Here is a 22,653-nt window from a genome sequence, read left to right as displayed (position 1 = left end):
TGCGACACACTAAAAAAGGTCAGCCGAGGCTGACCTTTTTGCGTTTTAAAGTGCGTTAGGGTTGGGCGTAGAGTGCTTGTTCGGTGCGTAACCCTTTCACCAAGCTGATGCACATCAGCAACAACACAAAGCTGAATGGCAGGGCGGTGGCGACCACGCCAGATTGCAGTGCTTGCAGCGCCTCTTTACCACCAATCCAAAGCATCACGGCTGCAATCGCCCCTTCAACACTCGCCCAGAAAATGCGTTGCGGAATCGGTGCATCCACTTTACCGCCAGCGGTGATGCTGTCGATCACCAGTGAGCCTGAATCAGACGATGTAATAAAGAAGATCAGAATCAACACAATCGAGATCATCGAAATCACACGACCAAATGGCAACTGTTCATACACGTGGAACAGGGTCAGCGAAATGTCGGTCAGGCCATGTGCGCCCAGTTCACCCACTTTGTTCGCCACCTGATCAAGGGCGATGCCACCAAAAACAGCCATCCAAATCAGTGTGAGTAGGGTTGGGATGAACACTACGGCACACAGGAATTCACGGACGGTACGACCACGAGAGACGCGTGCGATAAACATGCCGACAAATGGTGACCATGAAATCCACCAAGCCCAGTAAAAGACAGACCAGCCATTCATCCACACTTGGTCTTCACGACCGTGCGGGTTACTCAAACCAATGATGTTTTGCGCGTACGCCATGAACGTCTCAGGAATGGACGTGATGGCCGTGTCGAAAGTGACGGCGATAATGAAGATGAGCAAGGCAAACGCAAACGCCATGTTGACGTTACTGAGCACTTTGACGCCGCCATCGATGCCTCGAATCACGGAAATGATGGCAATGAGGGTGACAAACACAATCACAGCAAGCTGCATGCCGATGCCGCCATCGGTACCAAAAATGTAGTTAATGCCGCTGGTGGCTTGTTGTGCGCCTAGGCCCAACGAGGTCGCCAAACCAAATAACGTGGCCAACACGGCCATGATGTCTATCGTGTGGCCAAGCCAGCCCCACGCGCGGTCACCAAAAATAGGGTAGAACACACTGCGAATGGAAAGCGGTAAACCTTTATTGAACGCGAAGAAAGCCAACGCCAATGCAACAATCGCATAAATGGCCCAGCCATGGATGCCCCAGTGGAACATCGTGGCGCCCATCGCCAGCGATTTGGCTTCTGGTGTGTAGGGTTCAACGTTCAATGGCGTGCCCCACCAATCGGTGAAGTAAGCGGTTGGTTCGGCAACACTCCAGAACAACAAGCCGATCCCCATCCCGGCGGCAAAAAGCATCGATAACCAAGAGACGCGGGAATGATCCGGCACGGCATCTTTACCGCCGATGCGGATTTTACCAAAAGGAGAAACCATCAATGCAAAGGTGAAAAGGAGGAAAAAGTTGGTCACCCACATAAAGAAGGCGCTGAAGTCGTCAATGATGCCGTTCTTCAACGCGTTCAGTGCGTCTTTGGCGGTGATCGGGTCAACAATCAGCAGTGAGGCCAGAAACAGAATGATCAATCCTGCACTGATACCAAACACGGCGTTGTGGACGTCAAAGCCCCATTTCTGAATGTTGTCTTGACCCACCTGATAGTCGGTCGTTTCTATACTGTATTTCTTTAAAGCATCTTCCATAAAATCGCTCAAATGTTTTGTGCTCTATCCAAATTGCTTGTCTCAACAAGGCCAGATAGCAGGTTAAAAATTAAATTGATTTGTACTCGAATTATTTTTGTTGGCGAAATAATAACTAAAAATGAGCATTAAAGTCAAATTAGTCAATGTTTTTGGCTTTTGAGACGGTTTAAACGTCTTCATTTTTAACGTAAATCATTATGTGTACGAAAGATTTGTTTGTTCGGTCCGATGTCGAGAGCAATGCAGTCATTCGCACATGTTAAGGTGACGTTGTGGCGGAGGCTCACGAGGAAGGGCGATTGATAAGCTCGATAGAGGAATGGTCTGCCGATTGGCTTGATTGGCAGTGTGATCCACGCCATGCGATCTGCCCAGGCTGTCAGGTTTCACTTGTTTGGGTGGATAACGTTGGCGGCCGAGCAGCGCGGATTCATGGTGGATGTGGTGACGGCGGATGATAAATATTGTTCATAAAATAACCAAAATGAACAATAGTCGCGAATTGTTACGTCAATCGACGCGCTCTATTTCGGTGTGGATCCGACTTGAGGGGGGGCTTTAAATAAACCATCTGAGGGCAATGAATGAGCAAGAGAATTTATTTTGTTGCTGCGTTGATGATGCCGTACGGATGAGAAAAATTGAATCTAGAAACAACGACGTAGCTGTTTTAAATATCAAAGTTGGAATGTTGATGAATCATTTAAATACAGTTTGTTTTTAAACGATTGGTATTTTATTGAGTGTGTTAATCTTAGGGGTATTAATTTTGTTATATTTTATAAAAGGCAATATGATATCGACAATTAATAAAATTCATGTTCTCCGTTTATAATCGATGTGTTGCCATGTGTATATCGTCGTATGATGGTATTTCTTCCCTGAATTAAATATCAGTTAGAGATAAAATGACGTTTTTTTGTCATTGTCAAAAGTTTGTCATTTCGTGAATCAACTTTTTGATATTTATTGTATTCATGACAAAGGAATGTTGTCTTTTTTCGAGCTGTTAGTCTAATTTCTCTTCATTTGATGGAAAATGAATTTCACCATTTATTTTTATTTGTAGGTTTTTGATTCTCCGTCGATTTCTATTTATTTATCATTTTATAAATAAAATTGGTTGAATTTTAACCAGTGGTTTTGTTAGTATTCTCACCGCTCAAGAGGTATTTTATTCGGCAAGCTAAATAGAAATATGCGACTGGTTACTGATAAAGCATCTCGTGAGTGACATGAGTTTTATGATTTAGTGATGCTCTCAATATTCATTGGTTTATATTGAGGGGGGATTTAGATTTAATTTAATTCACAAGATCGTCATTGCAATGGAATATATGTACGCGATTGCAATGAAACTGTTATACACCCTATAAATGTAGAGATATTTCTCTGATCATTAAATAAAAATTGCAGTGGTATGCAATTTTATTTATATCAGCGATTTGCTGTCGCAAACTCGAATGACTCTTCTCTGTGTTTTTGCTTTACCGCGAGGTTTGATATGAACCAATTTTCGCTGGGCCTGTTTGCGTCCATCGGCGTCCTTATGTCTGTAAATACCGCTTACGCAGCACAAACCACTGCGCTGGAAGGGACGTTAAGTATCGAGTATGAAGATTTTCAAGGTCATAGTCAGCTGAAATATTGGCTCATCGACAATCAGAACAATCGCAGTGAAATCGCCTTAGCCCACAATCCCGGTTGGTTGAAATCGGGTCAGCATGTGCGTTTGCACGGTCAAGCGAACAACGACAAGTTCGCTGTCGACGATGAAGGCATCACGCTTTTATCTACGGGGTCGTCTTCGTCAACCACAACCACAGTGACGTCAACCAACTCAACGGCAATCAGTGGCGAGCGTACGATTTTAGTCGTCGAAGTACATGCGCCATCTTATGACGTTGATCGTTACACCACGTCGGAGATCAGTGAGCTGGTGCTCAACCAAGCCAATCAATTTTTCCAAGAAACTTCTTACGGCGCGATGAGCCTGACAGGGCAGGTTGCGCCTTCCATTGTGGTTGATTACGACACCACCAGCTGCAAAACACCGGATCTGGCGATGAAAGCACAAGCTGTTTTGGCGAGCAGTGGCTACGACGTAAACGCCTATGATCATGTGATGTACCTGATGCCTTACTACGGCGCGTGCTCTTGGTCGGGCAAGGCCGAAGTGTCGGGCAAAAATACCTTTATTCGCCGCTTTGCCGCCGACACCGTATTCCATGAACTGGGCCATAACTTGGGGCTGTATCATGCTAACAAAAAAGAGTGTGGCACGGCCGTCACCGATGGCAGCAACTGCACCGTGACCGAGTATGGCGATACCTTAAGCGCCATGGGGAACGCAACCTACACCACGCATTTCAACAGCTTCCACAAAGAGCAGTTGGGCTGGTTAGACAACCGCGTGGTGACGTTGCAAAGCAGCGGCTTGGTGACGTTGTCGGTGTTTGAAGAAAGCGATAACAGCGCGCCCAAAACGCTGAAAGTGTTGAAGGGCATCAATGCCAGCGGTAATGCGGAATGGTACTACATTGAATACCGTCAAGCGGTTGGGTTTGATGGTGCGTTTGGGACTTACTATGCGCACTATCTGGATGGCGTGCGTTTGCGTGAAGGCACAGACAACACGCCAAGCAGCAGTTTGTTGCTAGATACAACGCCAGAAAGTGCGACTGATGAAGGGTCGGATTGGTATGACATCAGCTTACATCCGGGGCAGACCTACCAAGATGCACACAACGGTATCAGCATCAGCGTGGTGTCGTCAGACGCTGCCAGTGTCACGTTGGAGGTGCTGTATGGCAATGAAAGCGCGGCAACGTGCACAGTTGAATCGGCGACACTGACGGCCAGCAGCACCGCGATCGTCAATGCTCAGGCGGGGGACGCCGTCCAATTCACGTACTCGGTGACCAACAATGATGCCAGCGAGTGTGGCTCGGCAACGTTCACGTTCAGTGACACGCTGCCCACCGGATGGAGCGCAGACTTGAGTCAAACCCAACTGACTTTACAGCCGGGTGAAACGCAGCAAGTGAGCATGAGTGTGATGGTGCCAAGCGACGCAGACGCAGCGGACTATTGGGTGCAAGCAAACGCGCAACGCTCAGGTAGCAGCGCCACAAGCAGTGCGACCAATCAAGTGCGAGTGACGAGCAGCGACACTGGCACGGCCAACCAAGCGCCACAAGCGATGGGTGAAACGGTCATCATCAACAGCATCACCGCGGTCACCATTGATGTGCTGAGTAATGACTACGACGCCGATGGCGACAACTTGCAACTGGTGTCGGTTAGTCAAGGCAGCAAAGGGACGGTCTATGCCAATGGTGACGGTACGCTGACGTACGTGCCTGCGAAATCGTTCAAGTCGACGGACAGTTTTACTTACACCATCACTGATGGAACCGCGACCGCGACCGCGACCGTGAACATCGAGCTGCAAAAGAGCAGTACTGGTTCCGGTTCGGAGACCACTTCGGGGTCAAAAGGCGGGAAAGGTAAAACGCGTTAAACGGATCGCAACAGACAATCACCCAGCGCGGTATCTATTGCATCAGTTATCTCCATTACATCAGTTGTATCCATTGCATAAAAAGGGGCGATTTATCGCCCCTTTTGTGTGTCAGCTGATTCATGGTCTGTCAGCTCATTCACTGTCTGTCAGCCCATTAATTCGAGGCTGGCGGTGTGGTTGGTGCTGGGCACAAATCACAGGTTGCTGGGTCGGATTGTTGTCCGACGGTGCTCAGCAAGCCAGTGTCTGCGACGGGCGATGTGGCTTTGACTGTCGCTTGATTCGACAATGTGCCGTTCATGCCCACCAGTTCAGCCAGTGAACTTGGGTAGTACGAACCGGACGTGACCACACAAATGTCGCCTCCGCTGCCTGCTGGCATCCACTCCGTGGTTGCGGTATTTCGACAGGCGTACAGGTTACTTTCTGAATTAAACAGCGCACATTCATTACCCGCCCCACAGCTGGTATCGGATGGGTCGTTACAGCTCAGTGCATAATCCAGATCGAAGCTGGCATTGAGTGAGGCGTCTTTGTCATCGGTCAAACTGGTGACGTCTAATGGGACGTTACCGGTGTTACACACTTCGATTTCATACTGTTTCGCGACGGCCAATAGTCCGCCCGTGGCTTCGAGGTACGCATCACAGGCTTTACTGATGGTTAGCAATGGCGTCAATTGCAACGCATCACACGGAACCGCCGCATCCAGCGAATCGGAAATGGACGACGTTGGGCCGGTGGTGACGCTGGCGGTGACATAGTTGGTGCCCCCGTTCACATCAGACACGTACGAACCCATGATGTTGAGTACTTCGTTGACTTCCCAGACTGAGCCCGCGCCGTAACCTGCCGCGCTATTGGTCAGCATAAATGGGGTGCCGTCACTTGGGGTGTCATCAATGGTCACGATTTGTGAGCCATCAATGGTCCCTGGGCCAGTGTTTTTCACTTGAATGGTGTAGTCCACATTGAACGTACCATCGTTGTTAAAACTGGCGGTGCTACAGGTTTTCGACACATCGATACTACACAACTCAAAACTGCCGACGACGAAGTCAGCCAAGCTGGCATCAATGGATCGTGAAGCACGCGATTCCACCAAGAAGCTGGAGAAACAAGGAATGTCACGGCCTAAAAAGAGTTGGCTCAGATTGAGGCGGCCTTCGACAAACGATTCATATGGAAACTCGTTGGTTTCCCCGGTTTTGGCTTGATAAGTCCAGCCTGCCACATTGGGTAAGGGCACCGGTTCTTCATTGGCAATCCCACACACCAAGTCGTTTCCAAGGAAACTTTCACCACATTTTGCGCCAACAAAGCTTGGATCTTTCGGGTCGCCAAAGGTGACAAACCGTTCAACTAAGTTGGTGGCCACATCTCCACCGCCGCTTTGCCATTCCAATACTTGAATGTAAGGTTTACCCGCGGCCGATTGCGGAAACGAGATCAACACCAAGATGTCGCCGTCAGCGTGAGCGCCGTAGAACTCGCCCCGTGCCTGACCTTCTGGAATGCCGACGTTACTTTGTAGGAACCAGAAACCGACGTACATATCACCGTTGTTGGCGTAGCGATCGGCACCGTAGTACAGCAACAATTCGCCTTGATCGTTGTAAAACGCCGCAGCATAAGCGTTAGTAAAGTCATCTTTTGGCTGGGGTGAGCCGGAACGGAACCACCATTCGGTGATGTCGATTTCATCTTTGGAACTACCTTTCCAGAAGATTTCGTCGGTGCCGTTTTTATCTTTTTGGAAGAACTCTGCGATACCGACCAAAGTGGCTTGGTCGTTAATGGTTTCCCAGTCTGGAAGACCATCAAAGTTTGTATCTTCAACGTTACCATCCATCTCCATTTCTTCATGATCCAATCCTGGAAGAGAAGCCATCACGGAAAAGCTGAGTAACGCTGCAAATAACGCACTGATACCGGCCAGAAGGAACTTCCGAGCCTGTATGATGTTCATCTTATTGCTCCTTATGTGCTTTCGCACAAGGCAAGGCGGTAAGTGATGACGCTTACCGCATATCAGGGCTTGGCACCGAACATGATCAGCGCACAAGCACCTTGGTTAGTGATTGAAACGGTGCCTGTCGGATGCACTGTTAACCCAAATCACGACAGGTATCGGGTTCGTCACAAGGCCGGTACGATGTGGTTGGCATGGTGATGATGGTGTTGGTGTTGGCTCCGGGTGCTTGGTTTGCGTGGTTCGATGTTGCGGCAAAACTGACACCAACACTTGAAGCAGCCAAAGCTGCAGCAAGGACAAGCGCTTTTAAATGAATGTGTTTCATGACTTTTTCTCCAAAGAGTCAGCGACGTTGAGCAAGTCGCATGGTGTGATACGGCTGAATGACCGGGTCAAACTACGGATCTGCTTCAAAGGCCAAATTGCTGGTAGCGTTTGAAACGGGTCTGCCGATAAGGCGGATGCGGGTTAAAAGGCAAGAAGCGATCCTGATCTTAATGGATTGAAAATCATGAGGATTGTGATTTGGTGAACTGTCCGCGGACACTTGCGGTGTCACACCATGGTTGATGGGATGTGGCGTGAAACTCATCGTTTCGTATAAAACACGAGATAAACGAATGAGTTAGCAAAAGGCCACGGCGCGGGTGCGGTGGTGTGAACTGTTACATTAGCATGTAACACATGAAACACTTTTATGGTGCGAAGGCCGTATTTCACGGGCTCGTGAGGCATCAATGCTCACTTTTATGCCGACTTACACGATGAACAGATGCAACCCATCCAGCCATCATTGATGCGCTGGGTTCAGAAAGTATCGGTGACCTGTGGGTGACCTATTTTTTTGTCTGCTACTTTCAATTTGGTAATGATTGTCTTGGCTGAATGGCCCCGAGCAATGGCGAAGGTGTGATGGCAAATGCCTTGCTGTTAATGAGTTGTGAATCATCATACTACCCCTTTAGGGTAGTTTAATTTTGTAATTGATTTACATCATGAATTCATTTTCTTTCATAATTAACAATCTTGCTTAACGAAATATGACAATTATCTAGGAATCCGTATGAGCAAGTTGAAGCTAGTGATCATCGGTAACGGCATGGTCGGCCATCGCTATATCGAAGATCTCGTGGAGAAAATGGATGCGTCTGAACTCGACGTCACTGTTTTCTGTGAGGAGCCGCGCGTCGCCTATGACCGTGTGCACCTTTCCTCCTATTTTTCCCACCACACCGCAGAAGAGCTGTCGCTGGTTAAAACGGGTTTCTATGAAAAGCACGGCATCAAAGTCCACATGGGTGAACGTGCAATCAACATCAATCGCGAGCAGCGCACGGTTTACTCCAGTGCGGGCCGTGAAGTCCAATATGACAAACTGATTCTGGCCACCGGTTCGTATCCGTTTGTGCCACCAATCCAAGGCAACGAAGGCAAAGACTGTTTCGTTTACCGCACCATTGAAGATCTCAAAGAAATCGAAGCGTGCGCGAAGAAAAGCAAGAGCGGCGTAGTGGTCGGTGGTGGTCTGCTGGGTCTTGAAGCGGCTGGCGCGCTCAAAGCGCTCGGCGTGCAAACCCACGTGATTGAATTTGCCCCGGTGCTGATGGCTGAGCAGTTGGATCTGCAAGGTGGCTTGCAACTGCGTAACAAAATTGAGCACATGGGCGTGCAGGTTCACACCAGCAAAAACACGCAAGAAATCGTGGCGCAAGGCACCACGGCGCGCAACACCATGAAGTTTGCCGACGGCTCTGAGCTGGAAGTGGACTTCATCGTGTTCTCAACCGGTATTCGTCCGCAAGACAAGCTGGCGCGTCAAATGGGGCTAGACATCGCACCGCGCGGTGGTATCGCCATCAACGATCACTGCCAAACCTCCGATCCGGATATCTACGCCATTGGCGAATGTGCGTCGTGGAACGAGAAATTCTTCGGTCTTGTCGCGCCGGGTTACAAAATGGCGACCGTCGCGGTGGATCACATCGTCGGCAACGACAGCCGTTTTGAAGGCGCAGACATGAGCGCCAAACTGAAATTGTTGGGCGTAAAAGTGGGCTCCATCGGCGATGCCAATGGCCGCACGCCCAATTGCAAAAGCTACGTTTACCAGAACGAAGAAGAGGAAGTGTACAAGCGCATTATCGTTTCTGAAGATGGTAAAAAACTGCTGGGCGCCGTGCTGGTGGGCGACACCGCTGACTACGGTGACTTGCTACAACTGATGCTTAACGAAATTGAGCTGCCAAAACATCCGGATACGCTGATTCTGCCGGCGCATGCTGGCGCAGAGAAACCCGCTCTGGGCGCAGACGCGCTACCGGAAAGCGCGGTGATCTGCTCTTGTTTCGATGTTACCAAAGGCAAAATCGCGCAAGCGGTGGCCAATGGGTGTCATACGTTGGCAGAAGTCAAAGCAGCGACAGGGGCTGGCACTGGGTGTGGTGGTTGTATTCCACTGGTGACGTCGGTACTGAATGCGGAACTGGCGAAATCAGGCATCGAAGTGAAGAACGATGTGTGTGGCCACTTTGCGTATTCACGCCAAGAGCTGTTCCACCTGATTCGCATCGAAGAGATCAAAACCTTTGATGAGTTGTTGGAAAAACATGGCCAAGGTTACGGCTGTGAAGTGTGTAAACCGTTGGTGGGTTCAATTCTGGCCTCTTGCTGGGGCGAGCACATTCTGAAACCCCAACTGGTGAAGCTGCACGACACCAACGACAACTTCCTTGGCAACATTCAAAAAGACGGCACTTACTCAGTCATTCCTCGTATGGCAGGCGGTGAAGTGACGCCGCAAGCCTTGGGCGCGCTCGCGGCTGTGGCGGCAGAGTACAAGCTGTACACCAAAGTGACTGGTGCGCAGCGTATCGGCCTGTTCGGTGCGCAAAAAGATGACCTGCCAGCCATCTGGCGCAAACTGATTGAAGCTGGATTTGAAACCGGTCAAGCCTATGCCAAAGCACTGCGCATGGCGAAAACTTGTGTCGGTTCAACTTGGTGTCGTTACGGCGTGCAAGACTCCGTCGGTTTAGGGTCATTTATTGAGAATCGCTACAAAGGCATTCGTACGCCGCACAAGATGAAGTTTGGTGTGTCGGGTTGTACGCGTGAGTGTGCGGAAGCGCAGGGCAAAGATCTGGGCATCATCGCTACCGACGCGGGCTGGAACATGTACGTGTGTGGGAACGGCGGCATGAAACCGCGTCACGCGGATTTGCTGGCAAGCGATCTTGACCGTGAAACACTGATTAAATACATCGACCGTTTCATGATGTTCTACATTCGCACCGCGGCGCCGCTGCAACGTACCTCAGTCTGGATGGACAATCTGGATGGTGGCGTCGACTACCTGCGCGAAGTGATTGTGGACGACAAACTGGGCATCAACGACCAGCTTGAAGCCGACGTTGCCAAACTGGTGGCCGAGTACGAATGTGAGTGGACTGCGACCATTAACGATGAATCGCAACTGACGCGTTTCGCGCACTTCATTAACTCAGACCAGCGTGATGACAACGTGGTGTTTGTGCCAGAGCGTGCGCAGCATCGTCCGGCGACATTTACTGAAAAACATCCGCAAGCCAAAGGCGACATTCTGCACGTCGCGGCGACTGAAGCATAAGGGAAGGTGGATTATGTCTTTTGAAAAAATCTGTCACATCAACGACATCATTCCAGGCACTGGCGTGTGTGCACTGGTCAATGGCGAGCAGGTTGCCGTCTTTCGTCCAACTGAGGCTGAAGCGGTATTGGCGATCAGCAATACGGACCCGTACTTTCAGTCCAATGTGCTGTCACGCGGCTTGATTTGTGAACATCAAGGCGAGCTGTGGGTGGCTAGCCCGCTGAAGAAGCAGCGCTTTAATCTGAGCACGGGCTTGTGTATGGAAGATGCGCAGTTCAGCGTGAAAGCGTATCGCGCCCAAGTGGTGAACGGTGACGTGGAAATCGCCGCGTAATCAGACCATCCCTCCTCTGCGGAGGAGGGATGTCGCTCCATCGACGATTCAATAGACAAAGGTTTCTTGACGCATCAGCCCCCCGTTTATAGCGATGTTCTCGATGCCTTTCTCTATTCAATTTTCACTTTTAAATTTCACTTTTTAGATAGGGACACACTTATGTCTGCATTAAAACCCGCTGAATTTGTTCAAACCATGGTGGACGTTGGCGAAGCCAAAATCAAAACTGCGGCGCGTGATTTGATTTTGCGCGGCACCATGGCCGGGATCATTCTCTCCTTGGCGGTTGTCGTCGCGATTACTGCCATCACCCAAACCGGCATTGGCTTGGTGGGCGCGCTGGTCTTCCCGGTGGGCTTTTGTATTCTAAGCCTGATGGGGTATGACCTGGTGACTGGTGTGTTTGGCTTGGCGCCGCTGGCAAAACTCGACAACCGCCCAGGGGCTACGTGGGGACGCGTGCTGCGCTGCTGGGGTTTGGTCGGGTTAGGCAACCTGATCGGTTCGCTGATTGTCGCAGCGTTGATTGCGCTTTCACTGACCATGAACTTCAGTGTCGAGCCGAACGCTGTGGGTCAAACTTTTATTAAAGTGGCCACTGCACGGACGGTGGGGTTTGAAAATCTGGGCGTAGACGGTTGGATCACCTGTTTTGTGCGCGGCATTCTGTGTAACCTGATGGTGTGTCTGGGCGTGATTGGTAACATGACCGCGCGCAGCGTCGCGGGTAAAATTGCCGCCATGTGGCTGCCCATCTTCATCTTCTTCGCGTTGGTATTTGAACACGCGGTGGTGAATATGTTCCTGTTCCCACTGGGCATGATGCTTGGCGCTGACTTTGGTATCGCGACTTGGTTGAACTTCAACCTGATCCCAACCATTCTGGGTAACATTGTTGGTGGTCTGCTGTTTACCGCCATTCCGCTCTACCTGACTCACGCCAAAACAGCACCAGCGTTGAGCACTAAATAATTGAGCTGAGGCTCCGCGCGCAAGCGGAGCCTTTCCCTCGCGCGCTGTAAACCCGAGCGAGGAGATCACAACTGAGGTTTGACGATAACAAGTCATCATTCCACCGCCAGCGGCGCAGAGGGTGACTTTTTATACTCAAATTTGAATGGATTGATGCTGCTATGACGACTCATCCCACATCTCACTCGACCTCGCTTCCTACTGAGCTATTCACAAAGGAATGCTCAGAGGAATGCCCAGAGGCATGCGCTGGCTTTGTGTCTTTGGTTGGTGCCGGACCGGGCGATCCGGATCTGCTGACCGTGAAAGCGCTGCGCGTGATTCAGCACGCGCAAGTGCTGGTGTACGACCGGTTGGTGTCTCAAGCGATTCTGGATTTAGCCCCGCAAAACGCAGAACGCATTTATGTGGGCAAACAACTCGATTTTCACTGCGTGCCGCAAGATCAAATCAACCAGATTCTGGTCGATAAAGCGCGCGAAGGTAAGCGCGTGGTGCGTCTGAAAGGCGGCGACTCGTTTATCTTTGGTCGTGGCGGTGAAGAGCTTGAAGTGCTGGCGGATAACCAGATTGCGTATGACGTTGTACCGGGCATCACCGCAGCGGCCGGAGCAACGGCCTACGCGGGCATTCCGCTGACCCATCGCGATCACGCGCAGAGCGTGCAGTTCATCACCGGTCATTTGCAAAAAGATGGTCAACCCATCAACTGGCAATCTCTGGCGCAAAGCAACCAAACCTTGGTGTTTTACATGGGCCTCAAACAGAGCCCGCACATTACCGAACAACTGCTTAATGCGGGACTAAGCGGTGACACCGCATGCGCCATTATTGAACGGGGCACGACGGCGCAGCAGCGCGTTTACCGCGGCAATCTGGCTACTTTGCCTCAGTTGGCGCAACAGGCCGAGAGCCCAGCGCTGATTGTGGTGGGCAGCGTCACCAGCCTGCACGAGAAGCTCAAATGGTTTAAAGGCTGATCAGATTTGGCAGCGGCTAACGCGTCGCTGCATCTCTTGTTGGCGCATCGGCATGGCATCAATGGTCTTTTTCACCTGCATCCAGTCGGTGGTTTTGCCCCAACGCAGTTTTTCTTCACCATCTTTGCCAACGAGCAGCGTGGTGTGACTGCCGGTCGGGACACGATAAATCATCGACACATCCTGCAGGTTGAATTCGTGTTTAAGCCAAGTGGGATAGCTGAAGCCGTCTTCGGTGATGACTATGGTGACAACGTCACGCTCTTCCAGTTCGCATTCGTGCATCAGGGTCTCCAGTAAGAACTGACGCACATAATCATCTTCCGTTGGCGCGAAGAACAGCACGCTGCGATGTGACCATGCATTCGAGTTCAGTGGGTAGGCGAAGGCCAGCAGCGGCAGGGCGCTTAGGCAAAGAGCCCATAACTTCATTCTCATACGTCCTCCTGTGGCGATGTCCAAGGGTCACAATGGCTGGATGACAGGTATCCGCGTGACGTCAACTTTCGCGTTCAAGGCAAGTTGTGTGGTAAGGTCGCACACTTACCGCCTTTTAAGACATTCGGGTCTTGTTACTCTTACGTTCCTTCGGGAGCCCGAGTTCACCAGCCCGCGCAGCACAGACGAAAATTATGGAAACGATTGCCATTTTGGTGGATGTTCAGAACGTGTACTACACCTGCAAAGAACGCTACCAGCGACACTTTAACTATAACCATTTTTGGCAACAGGTGACGAACGGTCGCCATGTCGTCAAAGCCAACGCATACGCGATTGCCTCCAACGACAGCCGCCAACGTCAGTTCCACCATATTTTGCGGGGCATCGGCTTTGAAGTGATGTTGAAACCTTACATTCAACGTTCTGATGGCAGCGCGAAGGGGGATTGGGATGTTGGGATTACTTTAGATGCGATTGAGCTGGCACCCGACGTGGATACGGTGGTACTGGTCTCGGGTGACGGGGATTTCGATATTCTAGCCAAGCGTATTCAGGATAAATACGGCAAGCAAGTAGAAGTGTATGGTGTGCCAGGATTGACGGCGAGAAGCTTGGTTGACGCCGCCAATCGCTACGTCACGATTGAAGGTGCGTTACTCCTCTGATGGGGTGACGCTTTCGTCCACGGTCGCGTCTGCGGCCGCTTGTTCCGCTTCCATCTTGGCGCGTTCAGCTTTAGAAATATAACGAGGCTTGTTGCTGTTGTGCAGTTTCGCGTTTTGCTTTTTCAGCTTCGTTTTTAAAATTTGGTTGATTCTCTTTTTACGGTTCATCTCTGGCTCTGGGAGTCAAGGTTGCGAGGTGCGGAGCTTACTTGTTTTCAGCCGTAAGCTCAACAGCCGCGTACACGGTTTTCGATTGGTTTGAAAGGGTGACTACATGGCATTGTCATCGCTGCTGGGCGGCGCGTTGTTGACGGAGTTTAAAACGGTGCACGGCATGCTGCAGATTTACTGCAAAGCGCATCATCCAAGTGAGATCAAAGGTGAGGATGGACTCTGCGAAGCGTGTCGCGCGCTGCAACATTACGCAGAGGTACGCCTTGATCGCTGCCCCTATGGTCAGCACAAGCCAACTTGCAATCGTTGCCCGATTCATTGTTATAAGCCCGAACCCAAAGCGCAGATGCGAGCGGTGATGCGCTACGCGGGGCCGCGAATGTTACTGCATCATCCCATTTTGGCGGTGCGTCACTTGCTGCATGAGCGCCGCCGAGTGCCGGCCAAGCCTCCGGCGAACCAGTCTAATCGTCATCAGCGTCAACAGGTGAAATGAATCTCTGCCACGAAACACCAACTCACAGGCGCAAATCTCGCTAACGACGAATCACGCCAATAAAAAAGGCAAGCCGAAGCTTGCCTTTTCTGAATACGATATGTGTATTTGATGTGCTGGCGTTATTCGCCGGCCACCCATTCGCGTTTGGTTTTCACGCTCGACATCAACATGTAGATACACGTTGCCAACAGGGTCACAAACAGGTAGCCCAATAGGCCTTGTGTGCCTTGCATAAACCAGTCGGCCAATACTGGGCCTGCCACAGAACCCACGCTGTAGCTAAACAGCATCACTTGGGTTGCGGAAACAATGTAGCTTGCATCCAGTTTGTCACAGCCAAGGTTGATCGCAATTGGGTAAATCGCGAATGTCGCCATACCCAGCAAAAACAGACCGGCCGCCAACATATTGAGGCCTGAGTAAATCAAAGGCAGTGCGGTTGCACCTGCGCCCACAAGGCAGAACATCGCCATCAGCAATTTACGCCCCAAAAATTTAGACAGCCAAGGCACCATCGGTTGCACCGCCATCGCGCCCAAAATGACCAAGGCCATCAAGGTGCCGATTTGTGTGTTGCCGATGCCACGGGATGCCAATTCCACCGGCATTAAGCCGTAGATGGCGCCTAAGGTGAGGCCCGACACCAAACAACCGATAATGGCTGCATGGCTCAATTTGCTCATCTGTTTCCACGACAAGCTGGCAGAATGTTGTGCTGGCGGTTGATCGGATTCACCGTAAATCAAAACCACAGACGCTAACAGCAGCAGTGTGGTGATGGCAATGAACGGCACGCCACCAGAGATGCCCAGTACGCCGATGCCCAATTGACCAATCGCGGTGCCGCCGTACAGCGACGCCATGTAGATGCCCAAACGTTTTGCACGACCAGATTCGTCACCGTGCAACAACCAAGATTCCACCACTACAAATACGCCAGCAACCGCGACACCCGCGATAAAGCGTGTGATCAGCCATGCCGAGGCAAACGGCATTGAGGGCAATGCCACAATCGACAGCAGCAAAATGGCCAAACACCAAATAAATGCCATCCGGTGACCCAGACGATTGACAAACGGTTCCATGATCATCGCGCCCAGCAGTAAACCTGCATAGAACACACTCGCCAGCCAACTGGCCAACGATTCTTCTAGTCCATAGTGAGAAAGCATGAGCGGGATCAAGCTCATCAAGTAGCCAGACGCGATCGCGTACAGCGCCAAAGCAATGACTGGCACTGAAATGCGTTGCGCAGGAACAGCGGACGTATTCACGGCGTAGCCTCGAAATCAAGTGGAAGAACAGGGGATTTTCGCGGCGAATATGGAACTAAAGACAGGAAAGGTAAAACGAAAAATTATGGTCTTGACGATTAACAAATTTTATCAATCTGCCAAGCAGTGAAATGAGGGGTTAAGTTGGCATAATTCAGTAAAAAATGCCAACTTTATTGTCTGTTTTTGCTCTGGAGTTATTTATTTAACGCTTGGTTGAGCCATTGATCAAACTGGGATTTTGGCAACGCGCCGTTGATCACATCGACTCTTTGACCGTTTTTGAACACCATAATGGTTGGAATGCTGCGAATCTGAAATTTTGCCGCCAAATTCTGCTGGCTTTCGGTGTCGATTTTCACGAAGCGAACTTGGCCTTTGCGAGCTTCCGCCACGTCACTAAAAATGGGCGCGAAACCGACACACGGGTTGCACCACGGCGCCCAAAAATCGACCACTACCGGCTGTGCGCTTTGCAATAAGGCGTCAAAGTTGGCCTCGGTGCCTTCAATCGGTGCACCATCAAGCAACGAGGCCTGACATTTGCCGCAATTGGGGCTTTCTGAGATGCGTTCTGTTGGGACACGGTTCAGGCCGTGGCAAGATGGGCAACGTGTGTTGAATGTGGTCATAACTTCCTCTCAATCAGTTGCTGGTTGCATCCCCGAAGCTTCGAAACGGCGGGTTGTTGGGCTGAACCCTTAACGTTCGGGGGCAAATCAGCGTATAATTTACGCGTTTGCGCAAATTTCAATGGTCGTCGAATTGTGTATTTCTTTTGTGCGTGATGTTATGAAGAGACACAGTTCGCCTGCTCATTCTCACTTTCTCTAACACAACATGTGGGGGCAGGTTGCGCGATTACAATAGATAACGACAACAAAAAACAGGATTACAATGACTAAGTTTTATGCCGAAATCACGGGTTGGGGTAAGTGCCTGCCACCCGCGACGCTCTCCAATGACGATCTGGGTACCTTTCTTGAAACCAACGATGAGTGGATTCGCTCGCGTACCGGGATTGAAAATCGCCGCATTAGCCATGTGAACACCTCCGATCTTGCGACTGTGGCTGCGAAACATGCGCTGGCATGTGCCGGCCTTGATGCCAACGATATTGACCTCATCATTGTGGCGACCTGCTCACCGGACTCTCTGATCCCAAACATTGCCTCGAAAGTGCAACAGAACTTAGGGATTACCGCAGCGGCTGCGTTTGACCTCAATGCTGCCTGTACCGGCTTCGTGTATGGTCTGGAAACCGCGACACGCTTGATTCAAGCCAGCAACTATCGCCATGCGCTGGTGATTGGTGCAGAGCGTCTGTCATTCTATTTGGATTGGACTAAACGTGACACCGCCGTGCTATTTGGTGATGGCGCGGGCGCTGCTGTATTGAGCCGCACGGACGCGCCGGTTGGCCTGCAAGATGCGCAAATCGGCTGTGATGCGGCGGGGCGTGATATTCTGGCCGTGCCGAAATTTGGTACTGCGATGGATCGTTTTGATGAAGAAAACGGGTACTGGACGTTTGATTTTGTCGGCAGAGAAATCTTCAAACGTGCGGTGAAAGGCATGGGCGCTGCAGCGCAGCAAGTGCTGGCGCGCAGTGGCCTGAGCAAAGACGACATTGATGTGGTGATTCCGCATCAAGCGAACATCCGCATTATTCAAACCTTGTGTGATTTGTCGGGCATCGATCAAGCCAAAGCGTTTGTGAACATTCAGAACTACGGCAACACGTCGGCGGCCACGGTGCCGATTGCGCTGTGTGAAGCACTGGAGCTTGGCAAAATCAAACCGGGTGATAACCTTCTGTTGGCGGCATTTGGCGCTGGGCTGACATGGGGCGCTGGCCACATTAAATGGGGCGAACGTGTCACACCGCTGTCGCGTAGCGAGGCCACGCTGCCAGCATGCGAGCAAACCGCATTGCAATTGTTGGAAAATGCAATCGAGCACTGCAAGCGTCATCACGCCGCTGATTGATTGGTGCAGATTATTGAAAAAGGGGCGTTCATCGCCCTTTTTTATTGGCCTTTACACGCCATTTTCAGAACTTACAGACTGATACAATTCCCCCGATTCTCTTGATAATCCTCGGACATTTCTTGCAAACCCTTTGCCTAGATTGCATGCATCAAGATCGATAAATTGGTTTGTCATGAAAAAAAGTACTCTATTCGCCGCTACGACAGCGGTTTTTTTATTAGCGGGTTGTCAGGATGCAACCCAGGTTGCTGCCCCGGCCAACGCTCCGTTGGTGGTCACGGCGCCCGTTGATGTCTTAGCGTATCAACCGAGCACGACCTACATTGGCCGCGCGGAAGCGATGGAAGATACGGCCATCACCGCGCAGGTGACGGGTTATTTGCAAGCGCGTCATTTCGCGGAAGGCCAGATTGTCGAAAAAGGCCAACTGCTGTACAGCATTGAGCCATCCTCATTCACGGCGCAAGTTGCCAGCGCAAAAGCCGCGCTCGCTCAGGCTCAGGCCGGGCTAAAGAAAGCCGACATGGACTTTAAACGCGCGCAAACCCTGTTGCCTCGCGGCAGTATTTCTCAGTCTGAATTTGATAACTTGAATGCCAATTTACTCGGCGCAGAAGCGGCGGTGGAAGCGGCTCGCGCCCAGCTTAACTTGGCGGAAGTGAATCTCTCGTACACCGAAATTCGCGCGCCATTTACGGGCCGCATCAGTAGCAGCAAAGTGAGCCAAGGTGACCTGCTGTCGCCCTCTAGTGGCGTGCTGACCACATTGGTGAGCCTAGACCCGATTCGTACCCGCTTTAACATCAGTGAACGTGAGCGTTTGGCGTTTGCCATGGACAAAGTGCAGGGCGATGGGTCGAGCGAAGCGAACGGCGTAGACGTGCAAGTGGTGCTGGAAAATGGCGAACTGTATCCCCACCTCGGGAAACTGGATTTTCTCGGCAACCGCATCGACGTCAACACCGGAACAATTGCCATGCGCGCCTTGGTGCCTAACCCTGAGCATCGCCTTTTGCCAGGCCAGCATGTCAACGTGATGCTGCGTAGCAAGCATGCCAGCGACGTGGTGGTGATCCCGCGCAAAGCGGTTCAAATGGACTTGGAAGGTCATTATGTGATGGTGCTGAGCGAAGGCAATGTCGCGGAGCGCCGCAATGTTGAACTGGGCACGCAACTGCCGCAAGGCATCGTGATTAAGTCTGGCATTAGCAGCGACGACGTGGTGATCACTCAAGGGTTACAACGTGTGCGCAACGGTCTGACGGTGCGTCCTCAGCCTGCGACTCAAGAGTAAGGGGACGTTATGCTCAGTCGTTTCTTTATTCAGCGCCCCAAATTTGCGCTGGTCATTTCGATTATTCTGACGCTGGCGGGCGCGATCGCGTTGTCGATCCTGCCGGTTGCGGAATATCCTAAAATCAGTCCGCCGTCGGTGAGCGTTACAGCATTCTACACCGGCGCCAGCGCGGAGGTGGTTGAACAAGCGGTCGCCGACCCGATTGAAACCTCGGTCAACGGCGTCGAAAACATGATCTACATGTCGTCGAAAAGTGCCAATGACGGATCGTATAACCTGACGGTGACGTTCGATGTCGGCACGGATCCGGACATGGCTCAGGTCAACGTACAAAACCGTGTGGCGCAGATCGAATCGAAACTGCCGCAAGAAGTGCGCATGGTTGGCGTGACAGTGAAAAAGCGTTCGCCAGATTTGCTGATGGTGCTGAACTTCTTCTCACCCGATGGCCGCTACGACGACATGTTCCTCACCAACTATGTGAACTTGAACGTCAAAGACCAACTGGCGCGCGTTAAAGGTATCAGTGAAGTCAACGTGATTGGCGGCGGTGAATACGCGATGCGCGTGTGGCTGGATCCGAAGAAAATGGCCAGTCTGAAACTGACCACCTCGGATGTGTATGCGGCGTTGGCCGAACAGAACGTGCAGGTTGCCGCTGGGCGTATTGGTGCTGCGCCCTACAACCATGCGCAGGACGTGCAGTTTAACCTTGTGACCAAAGGTCGCTTGGAATCGGTGCAAGAGTTTGAAAATGTCGTGCTGCGTGCCAATAACGATGGTTCGAGCATCTACCTGAAAGACATTGCTCGCATTGAGCTGGGCAAGAAGTTCTACGATGGCAATGGTAAATTCCGTGGCCGTGATTCCTCGATTGTTGCCTTGTCGCTGCAATCGGATGCGAACGCGCTGGAAAGTGGCCAAGCCGTGATGGACATGCTGGAAACCCTCAGCGGTAACTTCCCGGACGGCATGGTGTATGAGACCAGTTATGACACCACACTGTTCGTGGCTGAGTCGATCAAAAGCGTTGTCAAAACGTTGGTGGAAGCGATTATTCTGGTGATTGCGGTCACGTACCTGTTCTTGGGTAGCTTCCGTTCGACCTTGATTCCGGTGGTCGCAATTCCGGTGTCGTTGATCGGCACGTTTGCGGTCATGCTGATGACCGGATTCACCATCAACACGGTGACGCTGTTTGGTTTGATTCTGGCGATTGGTATCGTGGTGGACGATGCGATTCTGGTGATCGAAAACGTCGATACCACGATGGCCAAAGACCCAACACTCAGCCCGCGCCAAGCGACCTTGATGGCGATGAAAGAGGTGACCGGCCCCATCATCACCTCAACCCTGGTTCTGCTTGCGGTGTTCCTGCCTGTGGCCATGCTACCGGGCATCACCGGCATCATGTATCGCCAGTTCGCCCTAACCATCTGTATTTCGGTGGTGATCTCTTCGATCAACGCGTTAACGCTATCGCCAGCGCTGTGTGCGATGGTGCTGAAGCAGGGCGGTGATAACACTGCGCGCTGGTTCAAAGCGTTTAACCGCGGCCTTGAACACGTGACGAATCGCTACGGACAAATTGCTGGCATTCTGGTGAAGAAAAGCCTGATGCTGATCGTGTTCTTTGTGGTTGCCGTTGGTGCAGTGAGCTGGATGGCGAAAAACACGTCGACCGCGTTTGTACCGCAAGAAGACAAAGGCATTTTGCTGGTTAACGTTCAGTTGCCGGATTCGGCGTCGTTGTCTCGCACTGAAGAGACCACTGCGCAACTGATGGCGATGGTCGAGAAAGAGCCGGGCGTGGATGGCGTGACCGTGGCGAACGGTTACTCGTTTATGACGGGGGCCGCGGCGTCGAACGGTGCGTCGATGTTTATCAAACTGCATGATTGGGAAACGCGCCGCGCGTTACCGGGCGATCACTCGGCGAACGCCATTTCCATGCGCATCAACGGCCATGCGGCGCAAACCTTGCCGCAAGCGATCGTATTTGCCATGGGGCCACCGGCCGTACCGGGCATGGGGGCTGCTTCCGGGTTTGAATTTGTGCTCGAAGATGCGCTGGGCCGAAGCCGAAACGATTTGGCCATGGTGATGGACGATGTGATTCGCACTGCGATGCAGCAGCCGGAAATCGCTTACGCGTTCAGTACCTTCCGTGCCAACGTGCCGCATTACTACGTCGATATCGACCGTGAAAAAGCCAAACAGCTGGGGATTTCGCTGTCGGACATTTTCCAAACCATGCAAGGCAATTTGGGGTCGATGTACGTCAACGACTTCACCATGTTCGGTAAAAACTTCCGCGTAACGATGCAAGCCGACAGCGAACATCGAAACTCAATGGACGATTTGAACCATTTCCACGTGCGCTCGGCGTCTGGGGACATGATTCCCCTCAGCACCTTAGTCAGCTACAGCGAAGTGTTTGAGCCAGATGTGGCGTGGCGTTACAACATGTATCGCAGCGCGATCATTCAAGGTCAACCTGCGCCGGGTTACTCCAGTGGTGATGCGCTGGCTGCAATGGAACGTGTTGCTGCGCAAACGCTGCCACAAGGTTACCAATATGAGTGGACCGGAATGGCGTATCAGGAAGTTTTGGCGGGCAACCAAGCGATTTACGCGTTTGCACTGGCGCTGATCTTCATCTACCTGTTCATGGTGGCGCAGTATGAAAGCTGGAGTATTCCGCTGGCGATCATTTTGGTGGTGCCAGTGGCGACGTTGGGCTCGTTTATTGCGTTGACCCTGACCGGAACCGCGCTGAACTTGTACGCGCAAATTGGTTTGGTGTTATTGATTGCACTGGCGGCGAAGAACGCCATCTTGATTGTAGAATTTGCCAAGATGGAACGTGAAGAGAAAGACCTGCCGATTGAACAAGCGGCGATTGATGGCGGCAAACTGCGTTTTCGTGCGGTGAACATGACGTCTTGGTCGTTTATCCTCGGCATTTTCCCGCTGATCTTCGCGTCTGGCGCAGGTCATGTCAGCCAAAACTCGCTGGGGATTTCGCTGGTCGGCGGCTTGTTGTGTGTGCTGCTTGCCGGTACGTTTTTGATTCCTGGATTTTATGCATTGGTGCAACGCCAACGTGAGAAAATTCATCATGGAAACACACGTTTAGTGGATTTAGATGACGAATAATTTGTCGTAGATCAAAGCACTACCGCCGAGTTCCGTGGTGGTAGTGCTTCTACTCTAATCCTGACTCAAAATTGACATTTTGCTTTTCA

The 22,653-nt window shown here is 51.4% G+C and carries 17 protein-coding genes; 10 read left to right on the top strand and 7 right to left on the bottom strand.

Annotation, left to right across the window (positions count from 1 at the left end):
- Window positions 1-55: 55 nt before the first annotated feature.
- Window positions 56-1,642, bottom strand: a complete 1,587-nt coding sequence (locus tag VFA_RS10970; RefSeq protein ID WP_004726884.1) for a BCCT family transporter — start codon at window positions 1,640-1,642, stop codon at window positions 56-58.
- A 1,507-nt stretch (window positions 1,643-3,149) separates the two neighbouring features.
- On the opposite strand from VFA_RS10970, the gene VFA_RS10965 reads away from it, so the two are divergent.
- On the top strand, window positions 3,150-5,168 hold the full coding sequence (locus tag VFA_RS10965; protein ID WP_004726883.1) for an Ig-like domain-containing protein: 2,019 nt from the start codon (window positions 3,150-3,152) through the stop codon (window positions 5,166-5,168).
- 157 nt (window positions 5,169-5,325) lie between these two features.
- On the opposite strand, the gene VFA_RS10960 is transcribed toward VFA_RS10965, so the two are convergent.
- Window positions 5,326-7,140, bottom strand: coding sequence for a hypothetical protein (locus VFA_RS10960; protein WP_004726882.1), 1,815 nt, complete (start codon window positions 7,138-7,140; stop codon window positions 5,326-5,328).
- A 139-nt stretch (window positions 7,141-7,279) separates the two neighbouring features.
- Complete coding sequence (locus tag VFA_RS10955; RefSeq protein WP_038151613.1) at window positions 7,280-7,471, bottom strand: hypothetical protein; 192 nt, start codon at window positions 7,469-7,471, stop codon at window positions 7,280-7,282.
- Window positions 7,472-8,209: 738 nt separating this feature from the next.
- Here VFA_RS10955 and nirB point away from each other — a divergent pair.
- From nirB to cobA, 4 genes are all read left to right on the top strand, one after another.
- A complete protein-coding gene (gene nirB, locus VFA_RS10950; RefSeq protein WP_004726880.1) occupies window positions 8,210-10,771 on the top strand; it encodes a nitrite reductase large subunit NirB in 2,562 nt (853 codons plus the stop codon).
- Between the two features lie 13 nt (window positions 10,772-10,784).
- On the top strand, window positions 10,785-11,108 hold the full coding sequence (gene nirD, locus VFA_RS10945) for a nitrite reductase small subunit NirD (RefSeq protein WP_004726879.1): 324 nt from the start codon (window positions 10,785-10,787) through the stop codon (window positions 11,106-11,108).
- A 162-nt stretch (window positions 11,109-11,270) separates the two neighbouring features.
- Window positions 11,271-12,083: a formate/nitrite transporter family protein gene (locus tag VFA_RS10940; protein ID WP_004726878.1), complete on the top strand. Its 813-nt coding sequence runs from the start codon at window positions 11,271-11,273 to the stop codon at window positions 12,081-12,083.
- Window positions 12,084-12,340: 257 nt separating this feature from the next.
- The gene (cobA, locus tag VFA_RS10935; RefSeq protein ID WP_004726877.1) at window positions 12,341-13,063 is read left to right on the top strand and encodes a uroporphyrinogen-III C-methyltransferase; all 723 of its coding nucleotides are present in this window, start codon (window positions 12,341-12,343) and stop codon (window positions 13,061-13,063) included.
- Here cobA and VFA_RS10930 read toward each other — a convergent pair whose 3' ends face one another.
- A complete protein-coding gene (locus VFA_RS10930; RefSeq protein ID WP_004726876.1) occupies window positions 13,064-13,495 on the bottom strand; it encodes a DUF4174 domain-containing protein in 432 nt (143 codons plus the stop codon).
- Between the two features lie 200 nt (window positions 13,496-13,695).
- On the opposite strand from VFA_RS10930, the gene VFA_RS10925 reads away from it, so the two are divergent.
- Entirely contained in the window at window positions 13,696-14,169 is a 474-nt protein-coding gene (locus VFA_RS10925; protein WP_004726875.1) for a LabA-like NYN domain-containing protein, read from the top strand.
- Here the strand turns inward: VFA_RS10925 and VFA_RS10920 are convergent.
- Entirely contained in the window at window positions 14,158-14,337 is a 180-nt protein-coding gene (locus VFA_RS10920; RefSeq protein ID WP_004726874.1) for a DUF2986 domain-containing protein, read from the bottom strand. The two genes, VFA_RS10925 and VFA_RS10920, sit on opposite strands and share 12 nt — an antisense overlap.
- Window positions 14,338-14,443: 106 nt before the next feature.
- Here VFA_RS10920 and VFA_RS10915 point away from each other — a divergent pair, with 106 nt between their 5' ends.
- Window positions 14,444-14,839 carry a nitrous oxide-stimulated promoter family protein gene (locus VFA_RS10915; RefSeq protein ID WP_004726873.1) on the top strand — a complete coding sequence of 132 codons (396 nt, stop codon included), beginning with the start codon at window positions 14,444-14,446 and terminating at the stop codon, window positions 14,837-14,839.
- 122 nt (window positions 14,840-14,961) lie between these two features.
- Here VFA_RS10915 and VFA_RS10910 read toward each other — a convergent pair whose 3' ends face one another.
- Window positions 14,962-16,116 carry an MFS transporter gene (locus tag VFA_RS10910; RefSeq protein WP_004726872.1) on the bottom strand — a complete coding sequence of 385 codons (1,155 nt, stop codon included), beginning with the start codon at window positions 16,114-16,116 and terminating at the stop codon, window positions 14,962-14,964.
- Window positions 16,117-16,313: 197 nt separating this feature from the next.
- Window positions 16,314-16,748, bottom strand: coding sequence for a thioredoxin TrxC (gene trxC / locus VFA_RS10905; RefSeq protein WP_004726871.1), 435 nt, complete (start codon window positions 16,746-16,748; stop codon window positions 16,314-16,316).
- Between the two features lie 265 nt (window positions 16,749-17,013).
- On the opposite strand from trxC, the gene VFA_RS10900 reads away from it, so the two are divergent.
- From VFA_RS10900 to VFA_RS10890, 3 genes are all read left to right on the top strand, one after another.
- Complete coding sequence (locus VFA_RS10900) at window positions 17,014-18,105, top strand: ketoacyl-ACP synthase III (protein ID WP_004726870.1); 1,092 nt, start codon at window positions 17,014-17,016, stop codon at window positions 18,103-18,105.
- Window positions 18,106-18,280: 175 nt separating this feature from the next.
- Window positions 18,281-19,402 carry an efflux RND transporter periplasmic adaptor subunit gene (locus VFA_RS10895; RefSeq protein WP_038151608.1) on the top strand — a complete coding sequence of 374 codons (1,122 nt, stop codon included), beginning with the start codon at window positions 18,281-18,283 and terminating at the stop codon, window positions 19,400-19,402.
- A 9-nt stretch (window positions 19,403-19,411) separates the two neighbouring features.
- The gene (locus tag VFA_RS10890; protein ID WP_004726868.1) at window positions 19,412-22,564 is read left to right on the top strand and encodes an efflux RND transporter permease subunit; all 3,153 of its coding nucleotides are present in this window, start codon (window positions 19,412-19,414) and stop codon (window positions 22,562-22,564) included.
- Window positions 22,565-22,653: the final 89 nt, after the last annotated feature.

The sequence above is a fragment of the Vibrio furnissii CIP 102972 genome, from assembly GCF_000176175.1.
Taxonomy (GTDB): Bacteria; Pseudomonadota; Gammaproteobacteria; order Enterobacterales; family Vibrionaceae; genus Vibrio; species Vibrio furnissii.
This window is presented reverse-complemented; position numbering and strand designations above follow the sequence as displayed.